Here is a 23,431-nt window from a genome sequence, read left to right on the forward strand (position 1 = left end):
TATCATCTATTGTTTATTAGTAGATTGCTCCGTATCCTTGTTCACCTTTTCTGCCTGCCAGAAATAATCGCTGAACACATCTGCGAGTGCATCTGCCGACCTGTTCAGTTCTTCAAATGTATTATCGACACCGCCAAATTCAATTAACATCGCATTTTCAGAAAGGTTTTGATTATAGATATTGTTGCTTCCAGGTTCATTTTTTACGAATGCCCCTCTACTTAAACCTTTATATTTTTTTTCCAAAAGTTGGTGTAATTCATTTGCAAGTTTTGCGTTTTTTTCATAATTTGGATTTTTACCACCGACGATAAAAGCAATTTTGGCATAAGATTTCCCGTTAATAGTAACGGTCGTATCCTTCTTCCGCTTTGAATCGCGGTGGATATCAATTAAATATTGCAAATCCCGGTTGGAGGCCATGGCTGTTTGTACCACGGAACGGGATTCCGTATAAGAATCCCAATATTTTAAACCCTTTTTATTTAGATTCGCTTGAACATCCGTTTTATCAATAAAGGTTCCGATTCCTCTTTCTTCAAGGCTTTCTTTTAATTGGTCGCCGATTTTTGTGACATTGATTTGCGAATGGAAAGCTAAATTAGGATTGGTGACCCCTTTAAGGTACGGTAAATAGGATTCCCGATTATGAGTAAAGTAAACGTAGACAACCTTCCGATCTCCAGTCGTTTGGCCGGGTGCAGGTGACGGATTATTATCCGAAGGTTTGTCCAAGCCTTCTATATTCTGAAGGGATGCCTCTTGTTCCGCTTTCATAATTTCAATCGGCGGCGAGGATTCCAATGGCATATTTGTATAATTTGTCCCTTCCCCTGCAACTAATATCTGCCCATCAAACTGAAAAAATCCTGGCAGTTCTCGGCCAAGCATACTTCTTGGGTCATCCAAATTAATGTTGCTTGACAGTTTAAAAACCAAATTCGTTAATGTTGGCATCGTAAAGTCAGGCTTCACTTTTAAGAAGTGGTGGTTTTCCCAGCCCATTAGTTGAAAAAGAAGTTCACCGTTCACTTTCGTTGCCGCCTGGTTGACAGAGGATGAAGATAGTCTATATTGGGGCTTTAAGGATGTTAAGAGCCCGCTGATAGAAAAAATAAACAATAAAAATATAAACAGTGCTGCCATAAACTTAAGGACACTTGTCCCTTGCACCATAATAAAAGTTCCTGAAGCTTTGGTTTTCATGGTTCCACCTCTCACAAAAAGGATTCTAGTAAATCCTATGACATTAATAGAGTTGGTAGAACCATTTTTTAGAGGCAAGTCCAAATCAGACTGCCTCTAACATTTTTATCGTGTATAGAACCCTGCGTTACCTTGATCAACGGTGCTGTGGAGGGCGGCGTTTAGTCCATTGGCGAGAAGGTTTGCCATATCTTCAATAAACACATCAACCTCTTTTGGCGTAACCATTAAATTATGGCCAAGCGGTGAAAGGACTTCTTGAATCAGTTTGCGTTTCTCATCATCCGGAAGTGTACCGACAATGCCAAGAAAGGTTTTACGATGCTTTTCTTCCGGCAAATCTTCTTCGGTCAGTTTGCGTCGTTCTCCAAAGGTCATCCCGGCCGGAGCAAGTGCTCTTGAAGGTCTGTTCCCTTCTTTCATTTCTTTGCCAAAATGCTTTAAAATGAAGTCAATCGTATCACTTGTAATCGAAACGGCATCAACCACTGTAGGAACTCCTACAGCAATAACAGGAACACCCAATGTTTCTTTACTTAATTCCTTTCGTTTGTTCCCCACCCCAGAACCGGGATGGATGCCAGTATCAGAGATTTGGATGGTAGAATTTACCCTTTCAATAGACCGTGATGCCAAGGCATCAATAGCGATTACAAAATCCGGCTTGATCTTTTCTACAACTCCGAAAATAATGTCGCTGGTCTCAATGCCTGTCAGCCCCATAACTCCCGGTGACAATGCACTGACAGATCGGTAGCCTTCCTCCACATTTTCCGGCTGTAACTGGAAAAGATGGCGTGTCACAAGCAGGTTTTCACAAACCATCGGACCAACCGCATCCGGCGTTACATTCCAGTTCCCTAATCCAACCACAAGACAGGAATCGGTTTTCTTAACCCCTGACCCCTCTAGAAAATGGGCAAACTCGCTAGCAAATATTTTCTGCACTTTTTGCTGCACTTCCGTATTTTGCTGACGGATCCCCTGTACCTCCAAGGTTAAATATCGTCCGGCTTTTTTTCCAAGCTGCGCCTCTCCTTGTTTCGTCACTTCTACTAAGGAGATTTTTATATCGTCAACATCTTTTTCTTTAATAATGACCCCTTCAATTTGAGACAAGTTTTCCTCTTGTTCAACAGATTGGGCCAGTACCATTTCCCTGGCTTCAATCGCTAAATCAGTGCGGACCGAATATTGACTTAAGTCGATAGATTCCTTCATGTTCAATCCTCCATTAGAAAAAAAAGATTTCCTGCAAATAGAAACTATTTCCTATTTTTGCCCCTTTTCAAAGAAAACATGCAATTTATTCTAGCCGAGCTAATGAATTCTATATTGCAATCTAGTTGACCATTTGATAAAATATCTCTTGTTGCGAATAATTGTTTATGAATGTTTAGTCGAGTTCATATAGTCTCGATTCTTTACAGGAGGTGAAATTGATGCCTAACATTAAATCTGCTATTAAGCGTGTAAAAACTAGCGAATCTCGTAATGCTCAAAATACAATGGCGAAATCTGCAATGCGTACTTCAGTAAAGAAAGTAGAAGCTGCTGTTACTCTTAACGACGCTGCTACTGCGAAGGAAGCTTTAGTAAATGCTGCTAGCCAATTAGATAAAGCAGCTGCAAAAGGTCTTATCCACAAAAACGCTGCAGCTCGTAAAAAAGCTCGCCTAATGAAGAAAATCAACGCACTATAATAAAAAAGCGATTCCTTTTTCAGGAATCGTTTTTTTATTTCTTTAATTTGAACAGTAACATTTCTATCAGTAATGACTTATTCATCCCGCCGGTTTTCATTTGATAGTCGGCTTCGGCAAGGAGGCTCATGAGATTTGCAAGCTCCTCGTCCGTAAATTGCGCTGCCTTTCCGAGAGCTAGCTTCACTCGAAATGGATGGGTCTTCAAGAAACCGGCAATCTGCTGCTGGCCATATCCGCGTCGTGACAGCTCCTTCACTTGATAAATTAGGCGAAATTGATTAGAAAGCAGAGCCAATATTTTGATTGGTTCCTCATTTTGCTTTAACAAATCAAAATAAATCCTTAATGCTTCCTCCAATTTCCGCTGCACCACTTTTTCGATTAGCGTGAAAATATTTTGCTCCAATGAACGAGCAACCAATTTTTCCACAAGCGCCGTATCAATTCTTTTCTCATTTGCAGCATATAAAGCAAGCTTTTCTAATTCACTCGACAGCATGAACAAGTTGGTGCCCGAAAGCGCGAGGAGCTGCTCCACAGCATCAGTCTCGATTTCGATTCCTGCTATCTTCGCCCGGTCCCTCACCCAATTTTTTAGTTCATGTTCATTTAATTTTTTGGCCTCGACGACCTCTGCAGTTCGTTTAAGTTCTTTTGTAATTTTCTTTCGTTCATCTAATTTCTCATAAGGTGCCGAAATGACCAAGACAGTATACGGTGCAGGCTCCTGTATATAGGCTTCAAGCTTTGCTATATTATGCTCGACTTTTTCTTTCGATTTTTCAGCTGTTAAAAAAATCGGATTATGTAAAAAAATAACCTTTCTCTCGCCTAAAAACGGAAAGGTTTCCGCATCCTCTACTGCAATTTCAAGCGGAGTCTCCTCCAAATCATAGGCTGCAAAATTAAAGTCCATTTCCTCTTCATTTAATATATGGTTTAGCAGCAATTGCTTGGTCTCATTGATTAAAAAGCTTTCTGTTCCATATAATAAATAAATAGGAGCAATATGATTTTGTTTAATTTTTCGCCATACATCTGTTACCATTTTGTCCAGCGCTCCCCTTTATTTCACTCTTTATTATCGTAATGAAGCTTGGACAATTTGACAAGTACAAAACGCCAGGTTCGAAATAGTTATTTCCGAATAATTAAAAGGGAATTGACAGCATTCTCCATAGTGCCAATTCCCGATCTATAATGAACGCCTGCTTTTATCAGCCCTAGGTACCGATATGTCAGGCGGAGTTCCTTTGGTAAGCTTATTGTAGCCCTTTGTTAGTCAAACTATTTTGACAACACTTGTCAGTACAGGAAAAGCATTTAGGGGAGGCTGGATTTTTTTAAGGAAATCGCTTATACTATATTGTGAAATAGGAGGGGTAGACTGTGAACCAATTTGAAAAAAATCCGCAAAGCAAGCGTAACGATGCAATTGATTCAGGGGTTGGATTTGGTGTGTCTTTTGGCTTTTTTGCTGTAATGTTTATCATTGCTACAGTCATTAAGCTGATCGGTTCTTAATTAATGCTACATAAGAGTTTCAGGAGGCTGTATTACCCGCAGCCTCTTTTTCATTAAGTGATGTATCTTATGGCAAAAACGTAGAAAAGGTTCCTGTATTTTTATAAAAACTGTAAGTAATCGCTCCCTGCAGGTCAGTTCGATAAATTACCGCATTTACTTCTTTTAAAAGCTTAATCACCTCCTGATGGGGGTGTCCAAATCGATTATCTTCCCCAACAGAAATAATGGCCGCTTTAGGCTTAACCTGCCGAATAAAGGCTTCAGAGCTTGATGTTTTACTCCCATGATGTCCAGCTTTAAGGACATCCACCGTTAATTCTGGATATCTCTGGATAATTCTTTCCTCACCCGGCTTATCCAAATCTCCGCCAAAAAACCAATTCAACCCTCCGAAACGGGCAAAAATGGCAAGCGACCCGCTGTTTCGTTCTCCTTTAAAGTTCTCATCCGGACTAAGTATATAAAATTGATGATCCGCGTTTCCCCATCGATATCCAGAAGAAACGTGAACGAGATTTATTCCCTTTTTTTCAGCCTTCGCCTTGATTTCTTCCTCCATGGCAGATGGTTCGGCGACTGAGGGCAGAAGAATTTCTTCTACTTTAAGTTCTTTTATTATAGATTTGGCACCCCCGATATGATCCATATCCCCGTGTGTTAAGATTAATTTATCAATTTTTGTGATCCCTTTTCCCTTTAAAAATGGAACAACAACATCTCTTCCCACCTCGTACGGTTTCGCCCGCTTCTGCCAATTTTCATCCATAAAATTCATCGTTCCACCCGTGTCAATCAAATAATTCCCGCCACCACGGGGAAAATGGATGAAGATACTATCTCCTTGTCCCACATCGATCATCGTTACCTCACCAAAGGGGTCGGCCCAGTTCCAGCCTGATTGAAATGTCAATAGAGCGGCAGATAAACCGACAAGATGCCATTTTCTATTTGGATACCCCCTCTTTTCCCAAATGTAAAAAATACAAACAATCACCACAATATCAAATAGTAAAAAGAAAAGATTTGGTCTTCCGGGCACTAATGCAGCAAAGTTTAAATCAGCAAGTAAAGCAATTAAAGTGTTAAAAAGGGTAATTATAGACATGAAGAATTTTATGAGGATTCCCGGAGTCCACCCTAATACAAGTTGAATAAAAAATAAACCATACAATCCAGGAAGATAAACATATGAAAATAACGGGATATAGATTAAGTTAGCCACTATTCCTATGAAGGACAATCCAAAGAAGTGATACAGCAGAAAAGGGAGTGCGGTTAATTGAGAGGCTGCGGAAATGACAATCATTTGGATAATAGTAATCGAGTATTTCCCCAAAATATACTTTGCAGACAAGATGATGGCGGCACTTACTGTAAACGATAATTGAAAGCCGACGTCAAACAGCACCAACGGATTAAAGGTCAGATATATGATACAGGCAAGGCTTATGGCATCAAGGGGCAGCAATTTAAGCTGGTTCTTCCACTTTATTACTGCCAGAACAAGAAAAATCATAAGCCCTGCACGAATTACTGACGAAGACGCGCCAGTTAAGATGACATATACAGGCAATACCATCAAAAGAAAATTCGTCATCGTCTGTCTAGTCAAACCCAATCTTATCCCCATATAAAAAACCATCCCGATCAGGAGGGAAACATGGAGTCCTGAGATCGCCAATAAATGAACGAGTCCTGTCTTTTGATAATCCTCCTGTAAATCCAGGCTAAGCATTCCCCTCTCGCCAAAAATTAAAGCGGAAGATAATGATGCAATTTCGGTTGGAAACTGTTTTTCGAGGTAATGTATTCCCATAAAGCGGAGATCTTGAATGAGAGTGAACGGGGAACTTCTCTTTACAGGAGTACAGTTACTCAGAGGATTTTCCTTACTTTCAACAATCCAGTAAATTTCTTTTGTTTTAAGGTAATTACGATAGTCAAAGCCATTCGGATTTTTAGCTATCTTTGGTTTCTTCAAATCACCAGACAGCTTGCATACATAACCATAAAAAGACTTATCTTTAAGGTCTTCTTTTTCTTGTTGTGAATTCATTTTGTAGCGGATAAGGAGTTTTTCTTTATAAACATGCTCTTTTGCCTGGATTTGTAATAAATCACCATCTATTTTGGGGTCTTGAATATATTCAAGGGAAAATAAAGAGACAGTCTCAGGAATTTTCGTATGATTGTGGTTGGCTGCCTGAAAGCCAAAGAGGAAAAATACAAGCCATACTGCGGTTATTACAGATAATAGGTATGGTTGAAACTTTTTATAATGGTGCAAAACAAACAGATAAAGGATGGACAACATAAAATAGGGCAGAAAATGGTTCAGTGCCGCCAATACTCCTAAAAGAGCTGCAACTGCAAAATAAATATATTTTCCGGTCATCGTGCCTTCTCCAGTCTTTGAATAATATTGACGCCGGATTCAAGTCCGGCGCCAAACAAAGGTTATGAATTAACCTTTCGAAAATCTATCACTGATTCGGTTAATTCTACCTTTTCCACTTTTACATTCGCTTGTTTAAACAGTTCAATTGCATAAGGATGATTCTTATAATCTTCAGCATAATAAACAGTTTTAATGCCAGCCTGGATAATCGCTTTACAGCATTGCAAACAAGGAAAATGGGTCACATAAATTTCCGCTTCTGCTGTCGGAACGCCAAATTTTGCACATTGCAAAAGGGCATTCATTTCAGCATGAATAGTACGAATACAATGATTATCTACGACATAACAACCTTTATCGATACAATGGTCTCCGCCGGCAATGGAACCGTTATAGCCCCCGGCGATAATCCGCTTATCCCTAACAATGGTCGCCCCAACTGTGAGCCGGGTGCAAGTGCTCCTCAGTGCAAGCAAATGACTTTGCGCCATAAAATATTGATCCCATGAAATACGATTCACCTTAGCCACTCCCTTGATGATGTTTTCTTTGTTTAAGTTTAATAGTGCTTGTCCATGAACGTCAATGATAGAATTATGGCGCCGTAACCAAATCCTTTAATTTTTCATACGTTTTTTCACCGATTCCGCTGACATTCTTTAAATCTTCTGCTCGTTTAAAGGGTCCGCTTGTTTCCCGGTAATCGATGATCGCCGCTGCCTTTGCCGGCCCTATACCAGGCAGGTTTTGCAGTTCATTGACCTCCGCTTTATTGAGATTAATTTTCCCTTCATTCTGACCTGTCCCCCCTGAGACCATTACTCCATTTCCCGATGCCTCCGGGAGAACCACCGCCCCTTCACCCTTTGCCGGAATATAAATGACCATTTCATCCTTTACCCGTTCAGCAAAATTCACTTGGCCTTGCTCGGCCTGTTCGGTTACACCTCCCGCACGGCTAACCACATCAATAACCCGCTCCCCCTCTGAGGCTTTATAAACACCTGGCTGTTTCACCTGTCCCTTTACATCTACCATGATCACTGGAGCTGTTTGACTCTGTTTCTTCCCCATAATTTCATCGGATTTTTCTTGAATACTGCCTGCCTCTGATACTTGATCAGTCGCTAAGGGCTGCGGTTGGATAGCCTCACTAGCACCGTTTTGGTAAAAATAAAAAATCAAGACCACGACAAGCAATGCAACAGCAACAGCATAACTCTTATGTTCCATCAACCAGTCTTTCACTTGGATCCATCCTTTCTAAAGGTATATTTTACAAACATTCCTCATAAGGTTATAAAAGAAACTCTGAGGTGAAGGAGGGTCGAAACAATGAATATTGGCATTATCGGCACCGGTAATATGGGGAGGATTTTGGTGGAAGCGTTAATTGACGGAGAAGCCGTATCTCCTTCTTCGATGCTGATTACGAACAGAACGATCGCTAAAGCCATGCTGCTTAAAGATAAATACAAGGAAATTAGGGTTGGGGCAAATGAAGTAGAAGTTGCGGCACAATCCGATTTAATATTTGTTTGTGTAAAGCCATTAGATGTTTTTAAGGTGATAGATAAGATCAATCCCCATTTGACGGAAAATAAATGTCTTGTTTCGATAACAAGCCCTATCAGTACAGCACAAATTGAGAGTAAGGTTTCTTGTTCTGTGGTAAGAGTCATCCCAAGCATCACGAATCGGGCTCTTTCGGGAGTTTCCTTAATGACCTATGGGGAAAGCTGTCGGGATAATTGGAGATTGGAAATGGACAATTTAATGACGAAGATTTCAGTCCCAGTTGATATTGATGAAAAGGTAACAAGAGTAGCATCGGATATTGTCAGCTGCGGACCTGCATTTTTCAGTTATTTGCTGCAGGCATTTATTAATGCAGCCGTAAAGGAAACGGAAATCGATGAAAAAGTAGCCACAGTTTTGGCCAGTGAGATGATTGTAGGTCTTGGTGAATTGCTTAAGCAAGGCCATTATACCTTACCATCGCTCCAGGAAAAAGTTTGTGTGAAAGGCGGAATTACCGGAGAAGGAATTAAGGTGCTCGACAATGAGCTTGGGGAAATGTTTGAACATGTATTTCAAGCCACCCACGCAAAATTCAAGGAAGATCTTGATAAAGTAGAATTGCATATCTCAAAACATTAATTCGCCAAATTTCCGCAAATTCCTGCAAGAATAAATAAAAAAAAGCCATCTTTTTTATGATGGCTTTATTTTTTTTGTGCAATAAAAAAAATTCGTTCTGAATGGGTTTGTGGTTTAGCATGCTCAAAATCAGCATTTATCTCTAATAATTGAAAACCTGCCTCAGCCAGCCAATCAGAATATTGCTGAACACTAAAGGTTCGCTGATAATGAAGCTCATCATAACGATCATATCTTCCTGACTTTTCATCCAAGACAAAAAAGCTTAGCTCATGCTCCACGCTATTTGGCTCCTCCCCTGGGAAGCTATTCCAAATATAAGCGATATGGTCTTCATTTAAAGCAAAGGTTTGGTTCATAAAGACTTGAGTGATTTTATAAATAGAATGAACATCAAAAATAAAAAGTCCGCCCTGCTGTAAATGTTGAAAAACATGCAAAAAGGTTTCTTTAACCTCTTGTTCCGTTTCCAAATAATTCAAGGAGTCGCAAAAGATGCCGATGACATCAAACTGTTCCAGGTTTTCGAATTCAGCCATATTCTGTTCAAAGAATGGAATCACAAGCCCCTCTGCTTCTGCTTTTGCTTGGGCAACAGCCAGCATGTCAGCCGATAAATCAGATCCGGTCACTTGGAAGCCCTGCTTGGCAAAACGAACAGAAAGCTGCCCTGTTCCACAGGCTAGGTCAAGCAGCTTTCTGCCTTTAATATCGTATTTGGCAAGCTTCTCTTCCACAAATCGAATCCATTCATCATATGGTGCGTCCTTCATGAGTTCGTCATAAAGATAGGCGAAATGCTGGTAGCTTGTCATGAATTTAATTCACTCAAGACGTCAACCCGCGGGGCATCTCCCCACAAGCGCTCCAAATTATAATAGCTTCTTTCGTCACGATGGAAGACATGGGCAACAACGTCCCCCAAATCGATTAACACCCACCGCGCTTCATCAAAACCTTCCATTCTCTTCACATCAAGCCCGTTTTCATTGGCTTTTTCCCTAATTTCTCTTGCGATTGCCTGAACCTGCTTATCGGAATTTCCATGACAAATCATAAAGTAATCGGCAATTAGCGAAATTCCCTTCATGTTTAGTGCAAGAATGTTTTCAGCCCTTTTATCATCCGCTGCTTTAACTGTCAATTGAAGTAGTTCTTGATTGTCCATTTACTCATCCCTTCCATTTTGGATTAAATCATTATACGTATGAAACGTTTCTGGATAGACAGTCTGATTTTTTTTCATTAAAAATAATATCGTATTTTTGACTGATTGGATCAATGCTTTATCTAAATTCTCGTTTGCCATTTCCCGTACTTCCTCAACACCCGGAAAGTGTCTGCCTGGTTCAATATAATCCGCTAAATAGATAATTTTTTCAAGCAGGCTCATCCCCGGCCTTCCTGATGTATGGTAACGGATAGCATCGAGAATTTCTCTGTCTTTAATCCCTGCTTCCTTCCCAACAAGATAGGTGCCGGCAGGAGCATGCCAAAGTTCAGCATTAAACCTGAGCAGATCCTGAGAAAAACCCTGGGTCCTAATAATTTCCTTCATTTCCTCTTTTGGGCGGAATTTGGCATAATCATGAAAAATAGCAGCCGTTTCGGCCTTTTTTTCATCTGCCCCATACCTTCTAGCTAACGCAATGGCTGTTTCCATTACGCCTAAGGTATGCTGGTAGCGATGCTCCGTTAATTGTTCCTTTACAAGCTTTAATGCTACATCACGTTCCATATAAATGGTTCTCCTCAATATAGTGGATGATGGAATCAGGCATTAAATAACGCGCAGTTTTTCCGTTTTTAAATCTTTCTCTAATCATACTTGAAGATACCTCCATCGCCGGTACATCAACGTACAGAATAGGATACTCTGTAAGATGGCTGTAGGAAGGTCTTTGTACGCCGACAAATTGGACAAGCTTAACCAGTTCATCAATTTTATGCCATTTAGGCAAATATTCAATCATGTCCGCACCAATTATGAAATGAAATTGATGCCCGGGATAGGTTTCATTAAGGACCTTCATCGTATCAAGGGTATAAGATGGCCCCTCCCTGTCAAGTTCGATTGGCTGAATTTTGAATGCCTGATTCCCTTCAATGGCCAAATCCAGCATCTGAAGCCTGTCATTGTTCGAAATCGATTCCGATTTTTTCTTATGCGGAGGCTCTCGATTCGGCATGAGCCAAATTTCATCAAGCGAAAGAGCGGCTAAAACCTCATTAGCAATCAAAAGATGTCCGAAATGTGGTGGATCAAACGTTCCGCCCAAAATTCCAACCTTCACAATACAACCCCACCTTTACTTTAGGGAAGAGTAATTTGTTTATTTTCAACCGATTCCTTATAAAGGACGATCGTATTTCCGATAATCTGTACTAATTCTGCCCCTGCCCCATCAGCAAGCTGCTGGGCAACCACATTTTTATCTTCGTCGCAGTTTTGTAGGACACTTACTTTAAAGAGTTCCCTTGCCTCAAGAGCATCAGCAATTTGCTTCACCATGTTCTCATTTACGCCGCCCTTTCCAACTTGAAAAATCGGATCTAAATGATGGGCCTTTGAACGTAAAAATCGTTTCTGTTTTCCTGTTAACATGTATTAACCTCCGAGTTGTTTGAGCACAATTGCTCTCATTCGTTCTGCATCCGGGAAAGTCCCTGTCCATTTTTCAAAAGCAAGAGCCCCTTGAAAAACAAACATATCAATCCCATTTTGAATTTGTGCACCTTTTTGTTCCGCATCTTGTAAAAATTTTGTTTTCAGCGGATTGTAAACAATATCACAAACAATTGCCTGTTTCTTTAAGTTGTCGAGTTTAATCGGCTGTTCAGAAACTTTCGGCGCCATCCCAATCATGGTTGTCTGGATAATTAAGTCGTAATCTTCCAGTACCTGTTCCGCTTCCTCCAAAGAAAAGGCAGCTGATGAATTGGGATACGGACAATCATTAATGAGACTCCAAGCTTTCTCCACGGTCCGGTTGGCAATGTCAATCTTAGCGGGTTTTTCCTTTGCCAAAGTAAAATAAATACCTCTGGTCGCACCGCCCGCTCCAATCACAAGAATTTTTTTTCCTTCAATAGAAGCAAATTGGTTTTCCAATCCCGTTAGAAATCCAGATCCGTCTGTATTATAACCAATAAAACGGCCGTCTTCGTTAACGACGGTATTTACCGCACCAATTGCATTCGCCAGTTCGTCTACCCCATCAAGATAAGGGATGATTCTGCTTTTATGAGGAATAGTTACATTAAATCCACCAACTCCAATTGCTTTTAAGCCTTTCACAGCATCCTCGAGGTTCTCCGGCGCCACTTGAAAAGGGAGATAATGGCCATCGATTTGATAAAAAGAAAATAAATCATTGTGCATCACCGGGGACATGGAGTGCCCGATTGGATATCCAATAACCGCATATAGCTTTTTCACGTATTTCTCCCCACCCAGTTTCACTTTTTATATTAATGATTTTCGTAATAATGCTTGAACACCTTTGGGAACATAGGCGATTACCTTAGCTCCTGGTTCATTGACAGTCACCCAGCCAAGACCTGAAAAAACAATATCTGTCTTGGCTTCCTTAATGAAAAACTCTTGTTTGACAAGCTCCGGAAATGTTTCCAGATGCTCTTGCCGAGGAGGGGTCAGCATTTCCCCAACATGTTTTTCATAAAGCTCATCGGCATTTTCGATTTTTGTCCGATGGATGTTTAAATCGTTGGAAAGATAACAAACAAAAGATCTTCTGCCTCCGCTTACGTAATCAAACCGGGCCAGCCCGCCAAAGAATAATGTCTGCCCCTCATTCAATTGAAAAACCATCGGCTTGATTTCTCTTTTAGGCGTAATCACTTTTAAATCCCTTTTATCAACAAAATGCGCCATTTGATGGTGATTGATAATTCCCGGTGTATCCACTAGTGATTTTCCGTCATCAAGCGGAATTTGGATAATATCTAACGTCGTGCCAGGAAAGTGAGAGGTCGTAATGATATCCCCTTCGCCGGTCACCTCTTTTATAATCCGATTGATAAAGGTAGATTTTCCAACATTCGTACAGCCGACTACATAGACGTCCTTTCCATCGCGGTATTCATCTATGGCAGCGGCTGTTTCTTTCATCGTCCAGCCCTTTGCCGCACTGACCAAAAATACCTCCTCAGGACGCAACCCTAGCTCCCGTGCTTCCTGCTTCATCCAATGAATCAACTTATTATGTTTAACTGATTTCGGCAGCAGATCGACCTTGTTGCCAACGAGGATCACTTTATTGCCCCCGACAAACCGGTGGAGCCCAGGAAGCCAACTGCCGTTAAAGTCGAAAATATCGACTATCATGACAACCAACGCATCGGTTTTGCCGATTCCATTTAGTATTTTTAAAAAATCGTCATCTGTTAAGCTGACATCCTGTACTTCATTATAATGCTTGAGACGAAAGCATCTTTGACAAATAATTGTTTCTTTTTCCAATGCGGAAGCGGGAGCATAACCAATTTTCTCAGGGTCTTCTGTCTGAACCTTTACTCCGCAGCCTATGCATATATGTTGTAGGTCACTCACTAATTAATCCTCCCATGAAACCATTCCTTTTTTTCGAAACCAATTTAAAATCCGCCGTTCTGCAAAACGGTTAAATTTTGTGAAAAAGCCGTCTGTCTGGGCAACAGGCACCACCAAAATGGTATGAAAGCCGCTGCGGTTTCCGCCAAGCACATCGGTTAACAGCTGATCGCCAATCACGACAGCCTCTTCCTTTTTTATGCCCATTTGTGTAATTGCTTTCTTAAAAGCCTTTGCAAGCGGCTTTCGGGCTTGAAAAATAAACGGAATATCGAGAGGATCTGCAAAGGCTCCTACCCGTTCTTTGTTATTGTTTGAAACAATTGTAACTAGAATATTTTGCTTTTTTAATTCCTCAAACCATTTAATTAAAGCGGGAGTTGCGTTTGGACGGTCCCATTCCACCAATGTGTTATCCAAATCAGTAATAATTCCCTTTATGCCTCTTGATTTTAATTGTTCCGGAGATATCTCAAGAATGCTCTTCACGTGTTCATCAGGTAAAAATTGTTTTAGCACTAAGCGTACACCTCATTAAATTACTAATCTTTGGTGATGAAGCCAAGGATTTCCCTATTCTTGTACCATCATAACTAATTTTAACTTTGGTTTCAAAAGAAAAAGCAAAACCATTTTATTCTTAATCTTATTGTTCTTCAAATCCCGACAATACATGATATGTATGTATGCAAAATAGGCAGAATCATATCAGATTTATGAAGAAAAAGGCAGTTTCATAAAAAAATAAAAATATTTTTCGACAAACATCTACTTTCCCTACACCTGTGGATAACGTTATTAACATTATACCCATTGAATCATACACTTTTCATCGCTTTATAAACAAGCTAATCACAAGTTATCCACCTTATCCTGTGGATAATTAGAACGATTGTTCTACAGGAATAAATTTGGTAGATTTAGGGTACACCATCTGAACTTACTATATTATGTTCCCTTTTACTAAAATAGAACCATCAATTTATAAACCGGAGGTGGAATCAGACATGCGTAAACTTTCCGATGAATTACTGATTGAATCTTACTTTAAAGCAAGAGAATTAAACCTAAGCAGCGAATTTATTAACCTTATTGAGTCCGAAATTCGCCGTCGGTCCCTTTCTTATAAAATAAAAAAATCATCATAATTAACTGCCCAAATGGGCTTTTCTTTTTGCCCAAAAGCAGGCGCTATTTTTGCGCGCCTCATTTTTATTTTAATAGGATACCAATTTTTTCGCCGACTTTAATTTCTTTAGGAGTTTCTAGATCCGCAGCAGGCTCGAAGATGTTATGTTCAAACAGCAACACCACTGTTGACCCAAAGGTAAAATAAGCCATCTCACCGCCTTTTGTTAAATCTGAACCCTCATGAATGGTTTCAATAGAGTTGACAAACATAGCCCCAACCTTCACGATCGCCACATGCCCAAACTCTGTTTGAACTTCTGTAATGATACGGTAGTTTTTGGCAAGTGTACGAACTCCGTATTTTAGCCCGAGCTTATTAACAGGATAGGATTTTGAACCAAGCTTCCATTGCTTAGTAACCGTACCGCTTACTGGGCTGTGAATCCGGTGGTAGTGACTTGGGCTTAAGTATAGAATCATATATGTACCATTTAAATATTTTGGCAAAGCTCCTGCGTCCCCCAGCATTTCTTCGATAGAATACGTTTTTCCTTTTACAAGAATCTCACTATTCTGATTGATTTTCCCAACATCTTCAATGACTGCATCAACCGGACTCACCACAGAATCGGTTGCTTCATCAATTTTCCGTGCATCCTTCTTCAGTCTTCTGACAAATAAATCATGCAGGGTAGGGAACTCGTGCAGTTCCTTCTCCATCTCTCCTAAATTGAGATGATAAACTCTTGCAAAGGAAGGGACAATGACGCGGCTCGCACGGGACCTCGCAAATCTTTTTAAGAAGCTCGATGTCCACCTTCCATTCGTTAATTCAATAAATAATCGGTAAAAGGACTGTATCACTGGTATTACCCCCAAATAGTGTAAAAATACTCTTTACGAATAGACATAAAACCCTTAAAATTAAATATTATAAAGTAAACTGTGGAAATTATAAATTCCTTCGGCTTGAAGAAAGGAGTGGTAGGTAAAAAATGTTTTTATTGGATGTTATAGATCAAACCATCAAGAAATTAAAATCGCAAACTGCAAATGTCATCACTTTAGCCAATTTATCATTAGGTGGATTTGCCATCGTGTTTGGTCTGCACGGGAATTTGCGATTAAGCTTACTGCTCATTTTTATTGCGGCGCTGGCAGATCGATTTGATGGAATGATCGCCCGAAAATTTAATATTGAGTCGGAATTAGGTAAACAATTAGATTCCATGAGTGATATTATATCATTTGGAGTTGCCCCTGCACTATTACTATACCAAGGAATTTTAAATGAATTCGGCGGCCCCGGTTCATTTTTCACTGTATTTTATATTGGCTGCGGTGCCTTTCGTTTAGCTAGGTTTAATATTACCGAAAGCAACGGCTACTTTACTGGTCTGCCGATTACTGCTGCTGGCTGTTTGGCAACTCTAAGCTTTTTGGCGATACCATACCTGCCGTCACAAACGTTCTTATTTATTATTATCATTCTTTCATTCCTTATGGTTAGCACCTTTAAGCTTAGAAAAGTTTAAAAATTCAGAATTTAATAAATTTGACTTACTTGGTTTTAGTACTAAGTAGGTCTTTTTTTTTATATTTCCTACCGCACTCAAATAAAATTAACTGGACAGACACAATTTCCCGTTTTCTTCATAGGAATTAATAATAGGCTAAAGTCCAATAAAGATACGGGGTGGAAGTGAATGTCTGGAATCTTAACGGCTCTTGGCTATTTGGTTAAGGAATTTTTATTTCTTGTATCTTACGTAAAGAACAACGCCTTTCCTCAACCCCTATCCGCTGCAGATGAAAGAAAGTACCTGCGCTTGATGGCCGAAGGGGATTCCCATGCGCGAAATATGTTGATTGAACACAATTTGCGGCTGGTTGCCCATATCGTAAAAAAATTTGAAAATACCGGTGAGGATTCTGAGGATTTAATCTCGATTGGAACGATTGGGTTAATCAAAGCCATCGAGAGTTATTCAGAGGGTAAAGGAACAAAGCTGGCCACGTATGCCGCCCGTTGTATTGAAAACGAAATTCTTATGCATTTAAGAGCTTTAAAGAAGACAAAAAAAGATGTTTCCCTGCACGACCCGATTGGCCAGGATAAAGAAGGGAATGAAATTTCCTTAATCGATGTCTTGAAATCAGAATCGGAAGATGTTATTGATACGATCCAGCTGAATATGGAACTTGAAAAAATCAAGAAATATATCGAGGTTTTAGACAGCCGGGAAAAAGAAGTGATTATCGGCCGCTTTGGCCTTGATCTGCAAAAAGAAAAAACCCAGCGCGAAATTGCCAAAGAGCTTGGCATCTCAAGAAGCTATGTATCTAGGATTGAAAAGCGGGCTCTGATGAAAATGTTCCATGAATTTTACCGGGCCGAGAAGGAAAAAAAGAAAAAAAACTCATAAGAACAAAAGCGCAAGCGCCCTGTTCAGCGGCGTATGGCCTGGAGCTCTCCAACTGAGATAAAGGAAACACGAAGAGCGTAAGCGATTCGATGTTGACTTATCGTAGGGCGGAGAGCGAAGGACACTAGCCGCTAGGGCGCTGGAGCTGGACGTGTCTATCCTAGTAACAAATTATCCACTATGCTTAATCTATAATTTCCTAGACCGTAAAAAAGAGCAGGCTACTCCTGCTCTTTTTCCCCTTTTAAAAATAAATTATTCCACGTTTTCCCGCCATCTGGGCTTTCATAAAGGTCATTTTTGTAGGTAGTGAAGGCCATCTGATTTGGATTCTTTGGATTTACTGCCAAATAGGTAATCGGATTATCGTAGTCCAAGAATGGAATGGCAATATTCGTTTGCTCGGCCGTTGCAGGATCTAAAGTTTTTAAAAGTATTTTGTCGTTTTCAACACTACAAAATAAAAGAGAATCTCCAGCAAAAGTAAGAGCAGTAACCATAAATGGCTCCGTCACAAGCTTCATCGTGTTTCCATTATCGGTGGAATAATAAATGCCTGACCGTGTAGACATGGCCATAATGTCTCCATTGACCGGGTGGACAGCCATCATTCCAAGCGAATCTGCTTGAAAATCTTTGAATTTACTAGGTTGCCAGGTCTGCCCGTTATCTTTAGAATAATTCACACCAGTATTTAATTGGTCCGTCTCTTGATCACTGATCACATAAAGACCTTTACCTGAATAGCTTGAGGCCATGAAAACATAGTTACCTTTTCCATAAAAGGCAAGCTTTTTTAAGGTCTCCCCTTTATTATCGCTTTTAACAAGCCCAAGCGGATTTTTTAAACCTGTCCCTTTTTGCGGATGTCCACTTGAGATAAAGCCATCTTCCACGGCCTGAAACCCCATATATTGATGACGGTTCGTTGTCGTTTCGAACCAATTTGCTTCCTTATATATCTTTAGACCATTACCCGCTGCTACATAGAGAGCGTTGTCATTACCAGGATAACCAATCCCATAGATCCGGTTAACCTTTATCGATTTTGCTGCTGTAACATCAAACTTCGGCAGTACAGCGGTTTTTTGATCCTGTTCAGTCTTTTTAGATTCCTTCGTATTATTTGTGCAGCCAGCAGCAGCCAAAATAAACACGATTAAAATCGTAAAGTAAATTAACTTATGACCCTTCACTTCTATTCCTCCAAGCGAGAATATTAATTCTTATCACTTATAACTCAGCCTTAGTATCATTGTCAAATAATCAGTTTATAGACATTCTTTCAGCAGGTGCCTATTCATGAAGGCATACAACCACATAGACTATTAAAAACAGGAAAAGGGGGTGTGTTAGATGGCTTTTGGTTACCCATACGCCCCCGCCGGCTTCGGGGCTCCCTATGCTGCATATTCAGCCCCTTGCGCACGGCGCGGCTGGATTTGGTTTGCAGTTGTGATTATCCTTTTTATACTGCTGTTAATCTTCTTCGCCTGGTGGTGGTTTAGCTGTTTTTATTATTAAACTTTTTGTAGCTTATGCGTTTTGGCATAAGCTTTTTCTATTATCGTCTTGCCATTTTGATGGAATTTTTTGAAAAATAACAATATAATTAAGAACGTACATATAAAAAAGGAGGTCCCATTATGGCAACGGTTACATATTCAGATATTTGGAATCTTGATGTGTTTTTTAAAGGAGGGAGCGATTCCCCGGAATTGCAGAATCACCTGAAGCAAACCGAAGAATTGATTAACCTTTTCCATACAAAAATAAATAACTGGACACCAAGCAACTCTGCCCAGGACAGTGCATTCCTGCAAGAGGTGCTTCATGATTTTGAGAAAACTGGAAAAAAACTCCGTCAGGCAGGTGCATTTATCGGATGCCTGCTGGCACAAAATACCGAGGATAAAAAGGCGTACGCACTTGATGCAAAGGTTACCGGATTAAGTGCAGCCTTCCAAACAGCGCTTGGAGCTTTTCACAATCTGCTGACATCAATAGACGATAAAGCATGGGATAACATTATATCTTTAGCTTCTTTAAAGGAACTTGGCTTTATTTTATCGGAATGGCGTGATCGGGCTAAAGAGAAGCTTTCAAAAGAAGAGGAAGCACTCATTAACGCTCTTGGTGTCGACGGCTATCACAGCTGGGGGCAATTATATGACTTAATCGTCAGCAAAATCAAAGTTCAATATACCGACGAAAATGGTGAGGAAAAACAGCTATCTGTCGGTCAGGCTTTCAATAAATTCTCCAACCCAGACAGAGAAATCCGACAAGCTGTTTTTGAAAACTGGGAGAAGGCATGGGGCGATCAGGCAGACTTCTTGGCAAAAACCTTAAATCATCTCTCCGGATTCCGTTTAAATGTATACAAAAAACGGGGCTGGGATGAGGTGTTAAAAGAACCCCTTAGCATCAACCGAATGAAAAAAGAGACGCTTGACACCATGTGGGCGGTCATCACAGAAAACAAGGAAAAACTCGTGAAATATTTAGAGCGGAAGGCACAGCTCCTTGGCCTTGAAAAGTTAAGCTGGTATGACCTTGATGCCCCATACGGCACAACAGAATCCAAACTTTCTTATCAGGAAGGCGCCCAATTTATTGAAGAAAACTTTGCAAAATTCGGCGAAAAGCTTTCAGCATTTGCCAAAATGGCGTTTGAGGAGCAGTGGATTGAAGCAGCAGACCGGCCAGGCAAAGCACCGGGCGGATTCTGTACCTATCTGCCAGAGAGCGAACAATCCCGCATTTTCATGACATACTCGGGTACGCCGTCAAATGTCTCCACATTAGCCCATGAGCTAGGACACGGCTTCCATACGTACGCAATGAGAGGCGTCCCGCATATCAACCGCTTATATGCGATGAACGTGGCCGAAACTGCCTCCACGTTTGCTGAGATGATTGTGGCCGACGCTTCTGTTAAGAGTGCGAAAAATGAGGATGAAAAGCTGGTTCTCCTTGATGATAAGATTCAAAGAACCGTTGCCCTGTTGATGAATATTCATGCCCGCTTCCTGTTTGAAACCCGTTTTTACGAAGAAAGAAAGCAGGGACCTATTTCTGTTGAACGGTTAAATGAGGTAATGTTAGAAGCACAAAGGGAAGCGTACTGTGACGCCCTTGAGGAGTATCATCCATTATTCTGGGCATCAAAGCTGCATTTCTTTATTACAGGTGTTCCGTTCTATAACTTCCCTTATACATTTGGGTATCTTTTCTCATTGGGGATCTACGCACAGGCACTAGCGGAAGGGAAAGGCTACGAAGAAAAATACATTTCCTTGCTGCGTGATACAGCATCCATGACAGTTGAAGACCTTGCAGCGAAACATCTTCAGGTAAACCTGACAGAAAAGGATTTCTGGGAAAAAGCTGTAGGTATCTGTTTGGATGACATCGATGAATTCTTGGAGCTGACTGAAGGAAAATAATTAGCATAATAAAAGCATCGGCCAATTGGCCGATGCTTCTTTGTTATTCAACAACACTGATCTCAGCAGAGATTACACAGCCAATTGCACCTGTTAAACATAAGGCCAATGCCACCATGAACATCTTCCCCACCCCTTAATGGATACTGCTTTCTTACCTTCAATTTATCATATTTTCACAGTATCTAACTTTGGGAAATGTGAACATTATGTTAACAAACTTCAATCCTCAAAATGAAATTATGATTCCTTTTTATTAGACTTAAAAAAAAGCGACAAAAGCAAAATATGCAGTGGCATACCGACTACCTCCCTATCCGAAATTCCCTTGGCTAAGTGGTATCTTTCAAAACCCAGAAATAAGCTCCTCTTCCCTGCATTAAATAAATCATTATAAAAACCACCTTTCATTATTTAAATTTTGTTCCACTTACATAACACGGTACATTGATATTTGCCGGTCTTTGTTTTCTTCGTAAAGCTTGTTAATCCTTTCTTGATTAAGAGCTTCATCAAGGCTTTCTTTTCTTTTTGAAATCGTAATCGTTAAAAACAATATATTCAGGGTCATGATTATCACTTCCTTTAGTTTAAACCCTTTAAATTTCCCTTACATTAGCTGGTGCATAGAAATCTGACGGTCCTTGTTCTGCTCATATAACCGTTCAACCATCTCCTGCTGGACAGCCTCTTCTAGACTAATTTCTCTTTTTTTGAATGTAACAGTTACAAAGAATAGATTTAAAGTCATTCTCATTCACCTTCCTTTCTGCAGCCAAATTCTTGATTACATGAAATTATGCATAGAAATCTGGCGATCCCTATTTTGTTCGTAAAGCTTTTCAACCATTTCCTGCTGAGCGGCTTCCTGCAATGTTACTTTTCTTTTTCGAATTGTGATGGTGAAGAATAAAATATTCAGTGTCATGTTTGATCACCTCCTTATAAAGTTATTTCTGTTAGTCCAACAACATTTTCAGATTATGCAGAACATATCCAAAGTGCTAGTGAAAAGGGCACAAAAAGGCCGCAAGAAGATAGTTCCTTGCGGCCTTTCCCCGAAAAATGGGCACAAAAATACCGCAAGGCGTCATTCTCCCTGCGGCATGGATATGTAGATGCAAATTAACACACTAAGCAATCCATTCCAATCTGGTCGAATGCATGATATTCAAATATTCAGTTTCAGCCATTGCATTTGGAACACAACTCGTTACATTAATTGCTAATAACATTACCTTCGACCTCCTTTTTGGAATTTTTTACTTGCTACGGTAATTATATCCACATACAAGTGGTTTGTAAACCACTTTTTAGAAATTTATTTCAAAAATAGTCAAATACCCCAGGATATTAAGTGTTAGGCATCTTTTCAAGAATTTACTAACTGTTTATCGGAAATTTGTATGGTAAAGTGGTTTAGTAGATTTTTAAAAGAAGGGGTGAATCAGCTGTGAAGCAGAAAACGCGGAGTCTTTATGAGAAGGTGGTTGATTTTAAGCGGTACGGAACTGTTTTATTGGCTGTGGGGATCTTTTTCTTTATTGGCGTCATTATTCCGTCCGATACAAAAACGGATATGGATTTAAATATATGCATTCTATCCTCTATGTCCTTCTTGGCCGCATCGATACTATTCTTTACTTTTTCCAAGCAATGCGAAATGAAATTGCTAGAGATAGAGGATGGACAGGATTATTACTCGAAGAAATAAGCGCCTCTGCTGTGAAGGAGGCGCTTTTTTTATTAATCATGGACTGGACCTTATAAATCCTTAACCATTTTCATAACTAAGGTTGCTGAATTTGTGGCTGCTTTATCAATAAACTGATCAAAGGAAATTTCTGACTCTTTTCCGGCAATATCCGAAAGGGAACGAATAATTACAAATGGAACACCAAACCGAAAGGCGACCTGCGCAATCGCTGCTGCTTCCATTTCCACTGCCTGTAGATTTTTAAATTTCCCGCGGATAAATTCCACTTTTTTAGGGTCCTCCATAAAGGAATCGCCTGTTGCAATTAAACCTCTGACAATCTGGAAATTTTCCAACTCCTCTGCTGCTGCTTCGGCAATCGACATTAACTTTTCATCAGCCACGAAAGCTGCCGGCAGCTGGGGTACCTGGCCATATTCATAATCAAAAGCCGTTACATCAACGTCGTGGTGGCGCACTTCTGTTGAAATGACTGCATCTCCCACATTAAGGTCTGGATTTAAACCGCCAGCAGAACCAGTGTTGATGATGCAATCTGGCTTATATTTATCCAATAGAATGGTTGTAGACATGGCAGCATTTACCTTACCAATGCCTGAACGTAACAGGATGACATCCTTGCCGTGCATTTTCCCAAAGGTAAATTCACAGCCAGCTACTTCTTCTTTTGTTTGTCCTTCAATATGGTCTCTAAGTAAGGTTACTTCCTCTTCCATTGCACCAATGATAGCAATTTTCATATGTATAAACCTCTCTCCTAAAAGCTTTTGTTTTATTTTTCGCTTAAACGATTGTTTTATTATTTTTCTTCAAATTGATACATCGTATCCGCAAACATCATTGTACCTTTTTTGCTGACAGCTTTCTATTAAATCATTGATTTAGAATAAATATTTCATTAGAATTATGCATGGAAGGAGGTTGTATAGATGAATTTTCAACTTGATTTTATTGAAGATAAAGTGGAGTTTTTTGAAGCCGGAGATTTAAAAACGCTGGAAAAGAAAATCGCGAACCAAATCGAGGTCAACAAAGGAATCCTGCTGGGGGTCCACTCCGTTTCCCATCAAGTCCATGTGAATGAAAAAGGACAAACCTACTTTTCGGCAGTGGTCCATTTTAAAAAGAAATAGGATGG

General features: G+C 40.1%; 29 protein-coding genes and 1 pseudogene. 10 read left to right on the forward strand and 20 right to left on the reverse strand.

From position 1 onward, the window contains the following. Positions 1–6: 6 nt before the first annotated feature. Both spoIIP and gpr read right to left on the reverse strand, forming a co-directional pair. Complete coding sequence (gene spoIIP / locus ACFPA1_RS16025) at positions 7–1,206, reverse strand: stage II sporulation protein P (RefSeq protein WP_213144800.1); 1,200 nt, start codon at positions 1,204–1,206, stop codon at positions 7–9. A gap of 105 nt (positions 1,207–1,311) precedes the next feature. Then, a complete protein-coding gene (gene gpr / locus ACFPA1_RS16030; protein ID WP_213144799.1) occupies positions 1,312–2,427 on the reverse strand; it encodes a GPR endopeptidase in 1,116 nt (371 codons plus the stop codon). Between the two features lie 221 nt (positions 2,428–2,648). Between gpr and rpsT the strand changes: the two genes are divergently transcribed. Beyond that, a complete protein-coding gene (rpsT, locus tag ACFPA1_RS16035) occupies positions 2,649–2,909 on the forward strand; it encodes a 30S ribosomal protein S20 (protein WP_213120116.1) in 261 nt (86 codons plus the stop codon). A 34-nt stretch (positions 2,910–2,943) separates the two neighbouring features. Here rpsT and holA read toward each other — a convergent pair whose 3' ends face one another. Further along, positions 2,944–3,960 carry a DNA polymerase III subunit delta gene (holA, locus tag ACFPA1_RS16040; RefSeq protein WP_378584097.1) on the reverse strand — a complete coding sequence of 339 codons (1,017 nt, stop codon included), beginning with the start codon at positions 3,958–3,960 and terminating at the stop codon, positions 2,944–2,946. 341 nt (positions 3,961–4,301) lie between these two features. On the opposite strand from holA, the gene ACFPA1_RS16045 reads away from it, so the two are divergent. Then, positions 4,302–4,436, forward strand: a complete 135-nt coding sequence (locus ACFPA1_RS16045; protein WP_213120113.1) for a YqzM family protein — start codon at positions 4,302–4,304, stop codon at positions 4,434–4,436. 67 nt (positions 4,437–4,503) lie between these two features. Here the strand turns inward: ACFPA1_RS16045 and ACFPA1_RS16050 are convergent, their stop codons facing one another. The 3 genes and pseudogenes from ACFPA1_RS16050 to ACFPA1_RS16060 form a co-directional block, all read right to left on the reverse strand. After that, positions 4,504–6,834, reverse strand: coding sequence for a DNA internalization-related competence protein ComEC/Rec2 (locus ACFPA1_RS16050; RefSeq protein WP_378584099.1), 2,331 nt, complete (start codon positions 6,832–6,834; stop codon positions 4,504–4,506). 77 nt (positions 6,835–6,911) lie between these two features. Continuing rightward, positions 6,912–7,358, reverse strand: a pseudogene (locus tag ACFPA1_RS16055) (ComE operon protein 2); the annotation flags it as partial. A gap of 73 nt (positions 7,359–7,431) precedes the next feature. After that, positions 7,432–8,085, reverse strand: a complete 654-nt coding sequence (locus tag ACFPA1_RS16060) for a helix-hairpin-helix domain-containing protein (RefSeq protein WP_241113846.1) — start codon at positions 8,083–8,085, stop codon at positions 7,432–7,434. Between the two features lie 87 nt (positions 8,086–8,172). Between ACFPA1_RS16060 and comER the strand changes: the two genes are divergently transcribed. Continuing rightward, positions 8,173–8,997, forward strand: coding sequence for a late competence protein ComER (gene comER, locus ACFPA1_RS16065; protein ID WP_378584100.1), 825 nt, complete (start codon positions 8,173–8,175; stop codon positions 8,995–8,997). Between the two features lie 65 nt (positions 8,998–9,062). On the opposite strand, the gene ACFPA1_RS16070 is transcribed toward comER, so the two are convergent. From ACFPA1_RS16070 to ACFPA1_RS16105, 8 genes are read right to left on the reverse strand one after another with little or no spacing between them, the layout of a single operon-like run. Next, positions 9,063–9,812: a class I SAM-dependent DNA methyltransferase gene (locus tag ACFPA1_RS16070; RefSeq protein WP_378584102.1), complete on the reverse strand. Its 750-nt coding sequence runs from the start codon at positions 9,810–9,812 to the stop codon at positions 9,063–9,065. Beyond that, positions 9,809–10,165, reverse strand: a complete 357-nt coding sequence (gene rsfS, locus ACFPA1_RS16075; RefSeq protein WP_213144793.1) for a ribosome silencing factor — start codon at positions 10,163–10,165, stop codon at positions 9,809–9,811. Before rsfS ends, ACFPA1_RS16070 begins: the two co-directional genes overlap by 4 nt. After that, the gene (gene yqeK, locus ACFPA1_RS16080; protein WP_378584104.1) at positions 10,166–10,735 is read right to left on the reverse strand and encodes a bis(5'-nucleosyl)-tetraphosphatase (symmetrical) YqeK; all 570 of its coding nucleotides are present in this window, start codon (positions 10,733–10,735) and stop codon (positions 10,166–10,168) included. After that, on the reverse strand, positions 10,725–11,294 hold the full coding sequence (locus ACFPA1_RS16085; protein ID WP_378584412.1) for a nicotinate-nucleotide adenylyltransferase: 570 nt from the start codon (positions 11,292–11,294) through the stop codon (positions 10,725–10,727). The genes yqeK and ACFPA1_RS16085 overlap by 11 nt, the downstream gene beginning before the upstream one ends. Positions 11,295–11,311: 17 nt before the next feature. Continuing rightward, a complete protein-coding gene (yhbY, locus tag ACFPA1_RS16090) occupies positions 11,312–11,602 on the reverse strand; it encodes a ribosome assembly RNA-binding protein YhbY (RefSeq protein ID WP_213144791.1) in 291 nt (96 codons plus the stop codon). A 3-nt stretch (positions 11,603–11,605) separates the two neighbouring features. Further along, entirely contained in the window at positions 11,606–12,436 is an 831-nt protein-coding gene (gene aroE, locus ACFPA1_RS16095; RefSeq protein WP_378584107.1) for a shikimate dehydrogenase, read from the reverse strand. A 27-nt stretch (positions 12,437–12,463) separates the two neighbouring features. Next, positions 12,464–13,570 (reverse strand): ribosome biogenesis GTPase YqeH, encoded by a 1,107-nt coding sequence (gene yqeH / locus ACFPA1_RS16100; protein ID WP_378584109.1) that lies wholly within the window; start codon positions 13,568–13,570, stop codon positions 12,464–12,466. A gap of 3 nt (positions 13,571–13,573) precedes the next feature. Continuing rightward, a complete protein-coding gene (locus tag ACFPA1_RS16105; protein ID WP_213144788.1) occupies positions 13,574–14,089 on the reverse strand; it encodes a YqeG family HAD IIIA-type phosphatase in 516 nt (171 codons plus the stop codon). A gap of 488 nt (positions 14,090–14,577) precedes the next feature. Here ACFPA1_RS16105 and ACFPA1_RS16110 point away from each other — a divergent pair, with 488 nt between their 5' ends. Beyond that, positions 14,578–14,718 (forward strand): sporulation histidine kinase inhibitor Sda, encoded by a 141-nt coding sequence (locus ACFPA1_RS16110; RefSeq protein ID WP_213144787.1) that lies wholly within the window; start codon positions 14,578–14,580, stop codon positions 14,716–14,718. Positions 14,719–14,782: 64 nt separating this feature from the next. Here the strand turns inward: ACFPA1_RS16110 and ACFPA1_RS16115 are convergent, their stop codons facing one another. Next, entirely contained in the window at positions 14,783–15,565 is a 783-nt protein-coding gene (locus ACFPA1_RS16115) for a phosphatidylserine decarboxylase (RefSeq protein ID WP_378584110.1), read from the reverse strand. Positions 15,566–15,696: 131 nt separating this feature from the next. Here ACFPA1_RS16115 and pssA point away from each other — a divergent pair, with 131 nt between their 5' ends. After that, complete coding sequence (gene pssA / locus ACFPA1_RS16120; RefSeq protein WP_213120099.1) at positions 15,697–16,236, forward strand: CDP-diacylglycerol--serine O-phosphatidyltransferase; 540 nt, start codon at positions 15,697–15,699, stop codon at positions 16,234–16,236. Positions 16,237–16,407: 171 nt separating this feature from the next. Next, positions 16,408–17,127: an RNA polymerase sporulation sigma factor SigK gene (gene sigK, locus ACFPA1_RS16125; RefSeq protein WP_213144785.1), complete on the forward strand. Its 720-nt coding sequence runs from the start codon at positions 16,408–16,410 to the stop codon at positions 17,125–17,127. Between the two features lie 221 nt (positions 17,128–17,348). On the opposite strand, the gene ACFPA1_RS16130 is transcribed toward sigK, so the two are convergent. Further along, positions 17,349–18,323, reverse strand: a complete 975-nt coding sequence (locus ACFPA1_RS16130) for a F510_1955 family glycosylhydrolase (protein WP_378584113.1) — start codon at positions 18,321–18,323, stop codon at positions 17,349–17,351. Positions 18,324–18,483: 160 nt separating this feature from the next. Here ACFPA1_RS16130 and ACFPA1_RS16135 point away from each other — a divergent pair, with 160 nt between their 5' ends. Then, positions 18,484–18,651, forward strand: coding sequence for a hypothetical protein (locus ACFPA1_RS16135; RefSeq protein WP_213144783.1), 168 nt, complete (start codon positions 18,484–18,486; stop codon positions 18,649–18,651). A 122-nt stretch (positions 18,652–18,773) separates the two neighbouring features. Then, positions 18,774–20,576 (forward strand): M3 family oligoendopeptidase, encoded by a 1,803-nt coding sequence (locus ACFPA1_RS16140; RefSeq protein WP_378584116.1) that lies wholly within the window; start codon positions 18,774–18,776, stop codon positions 20,574–20,576. Between the two features lie 430 nt (positions 20,577–21,006). Here the strand turns inward: ACFPA1_RS16140 and ACFPA1_RS16145 are convergent, their stop codons facing one another. The 3 genes from ACFPA1_RS16145 to ACFPA1_RS16155 are packed head-to-tail and all read right to left on the reverse strand — an operon-like array spanning position 21,007 to position 21,504. After that, a complete protein-coding gene (locus ACFPA1_RS16145) occupies positions 21,007–21,147 on the reverse strand; it encodes a YrzI family small protein (protein ID WP_213144781.1) in 141 nt (46 codons plus the stop codon). 39 nt (positions 21,148–21,186) lie between these two features. Then, positions 21,187–21,327, reverse strand: coding sequence for a YrzI family small protein (locus ACFPA1_RS16150; protein ID WP_213144780.1), 141 nt, complete (start codon positions 21,325–21,327; stop codon positions 21,187–21,189). 36 nt (positions 21,328–21,363) lie between these two features. Continuing rightward, positions 21,364–21,504 (reverse strand): YrzI family small protein, encoded by a 141-nt coding sequence (locus tag ACFPA1_RS16155; protein ID WP_213144779.1) that lies wholly within the window; start codon positions 21,502–21,504, stop codon positions 21,364–21,366. A gap of 525 nt (positions 21,505–22,029) precedes the next feature. On the opposite strand from ACFPA1_RS16155, the gene ACFPA1_RS16160 reads away from it, so the two are divergent. Beyond that, on the forward strand, positions 22,030–22,290 hold the full coding sequence (locus tag ACFPA1_RS16160) for a YrhC family protein (RefSeq protein ID WP_213144778.1): 261 nt from the start codon (positions 22,030–22,032) through the stop codon (positions 22,288–22,290). 50 nt (positions 22,291–22,340) lie between these two features. Here ACFPA1_RS16160 and mtnN read toward each other — a convergent pair whose 3' ends face one another. Next, positions 22,341–23,033, reverse strand: coding sequence for a 5'-methylthioadenosine/S-adenosylhomocysteine nucleosidase (mtnN, locus tag ACFPA1_RS16165; protein ID WP_378584118.1), 693 nt, complete (start codon positions 23,031–23,033; stop codon positions 22,341–22,343). 189 nt (positions 23,034–23,222) lie between these two features. Here mtnN and ACFPA1_RS16170 point away from each other — a divergent pair, with 189 nt between their 5' ends. Beyond that, complete coding sequence (locus tag ACFPA1_RS16170) at positions 23,223–23,426, forward strand: YrzA family protein (protein ID WP_213120089.1); 204 nt, start codon at positions 23,223–23,225, stop codon at positions 23,424–23,426. The last annotated feature ends 5 nt before the right edge of the window (positions 23,427–23,431 follow it).

The organism is Neobacillus sp. GCM10023253 (assembly GCF_042653105.1).
In the GTDB taxonomy this organism is placed as follows: Bacteria; Bacillota; Bacilli; order Bacillales; family Cytobacillaceae; genus Neobacillus; species Neobacillus citreus.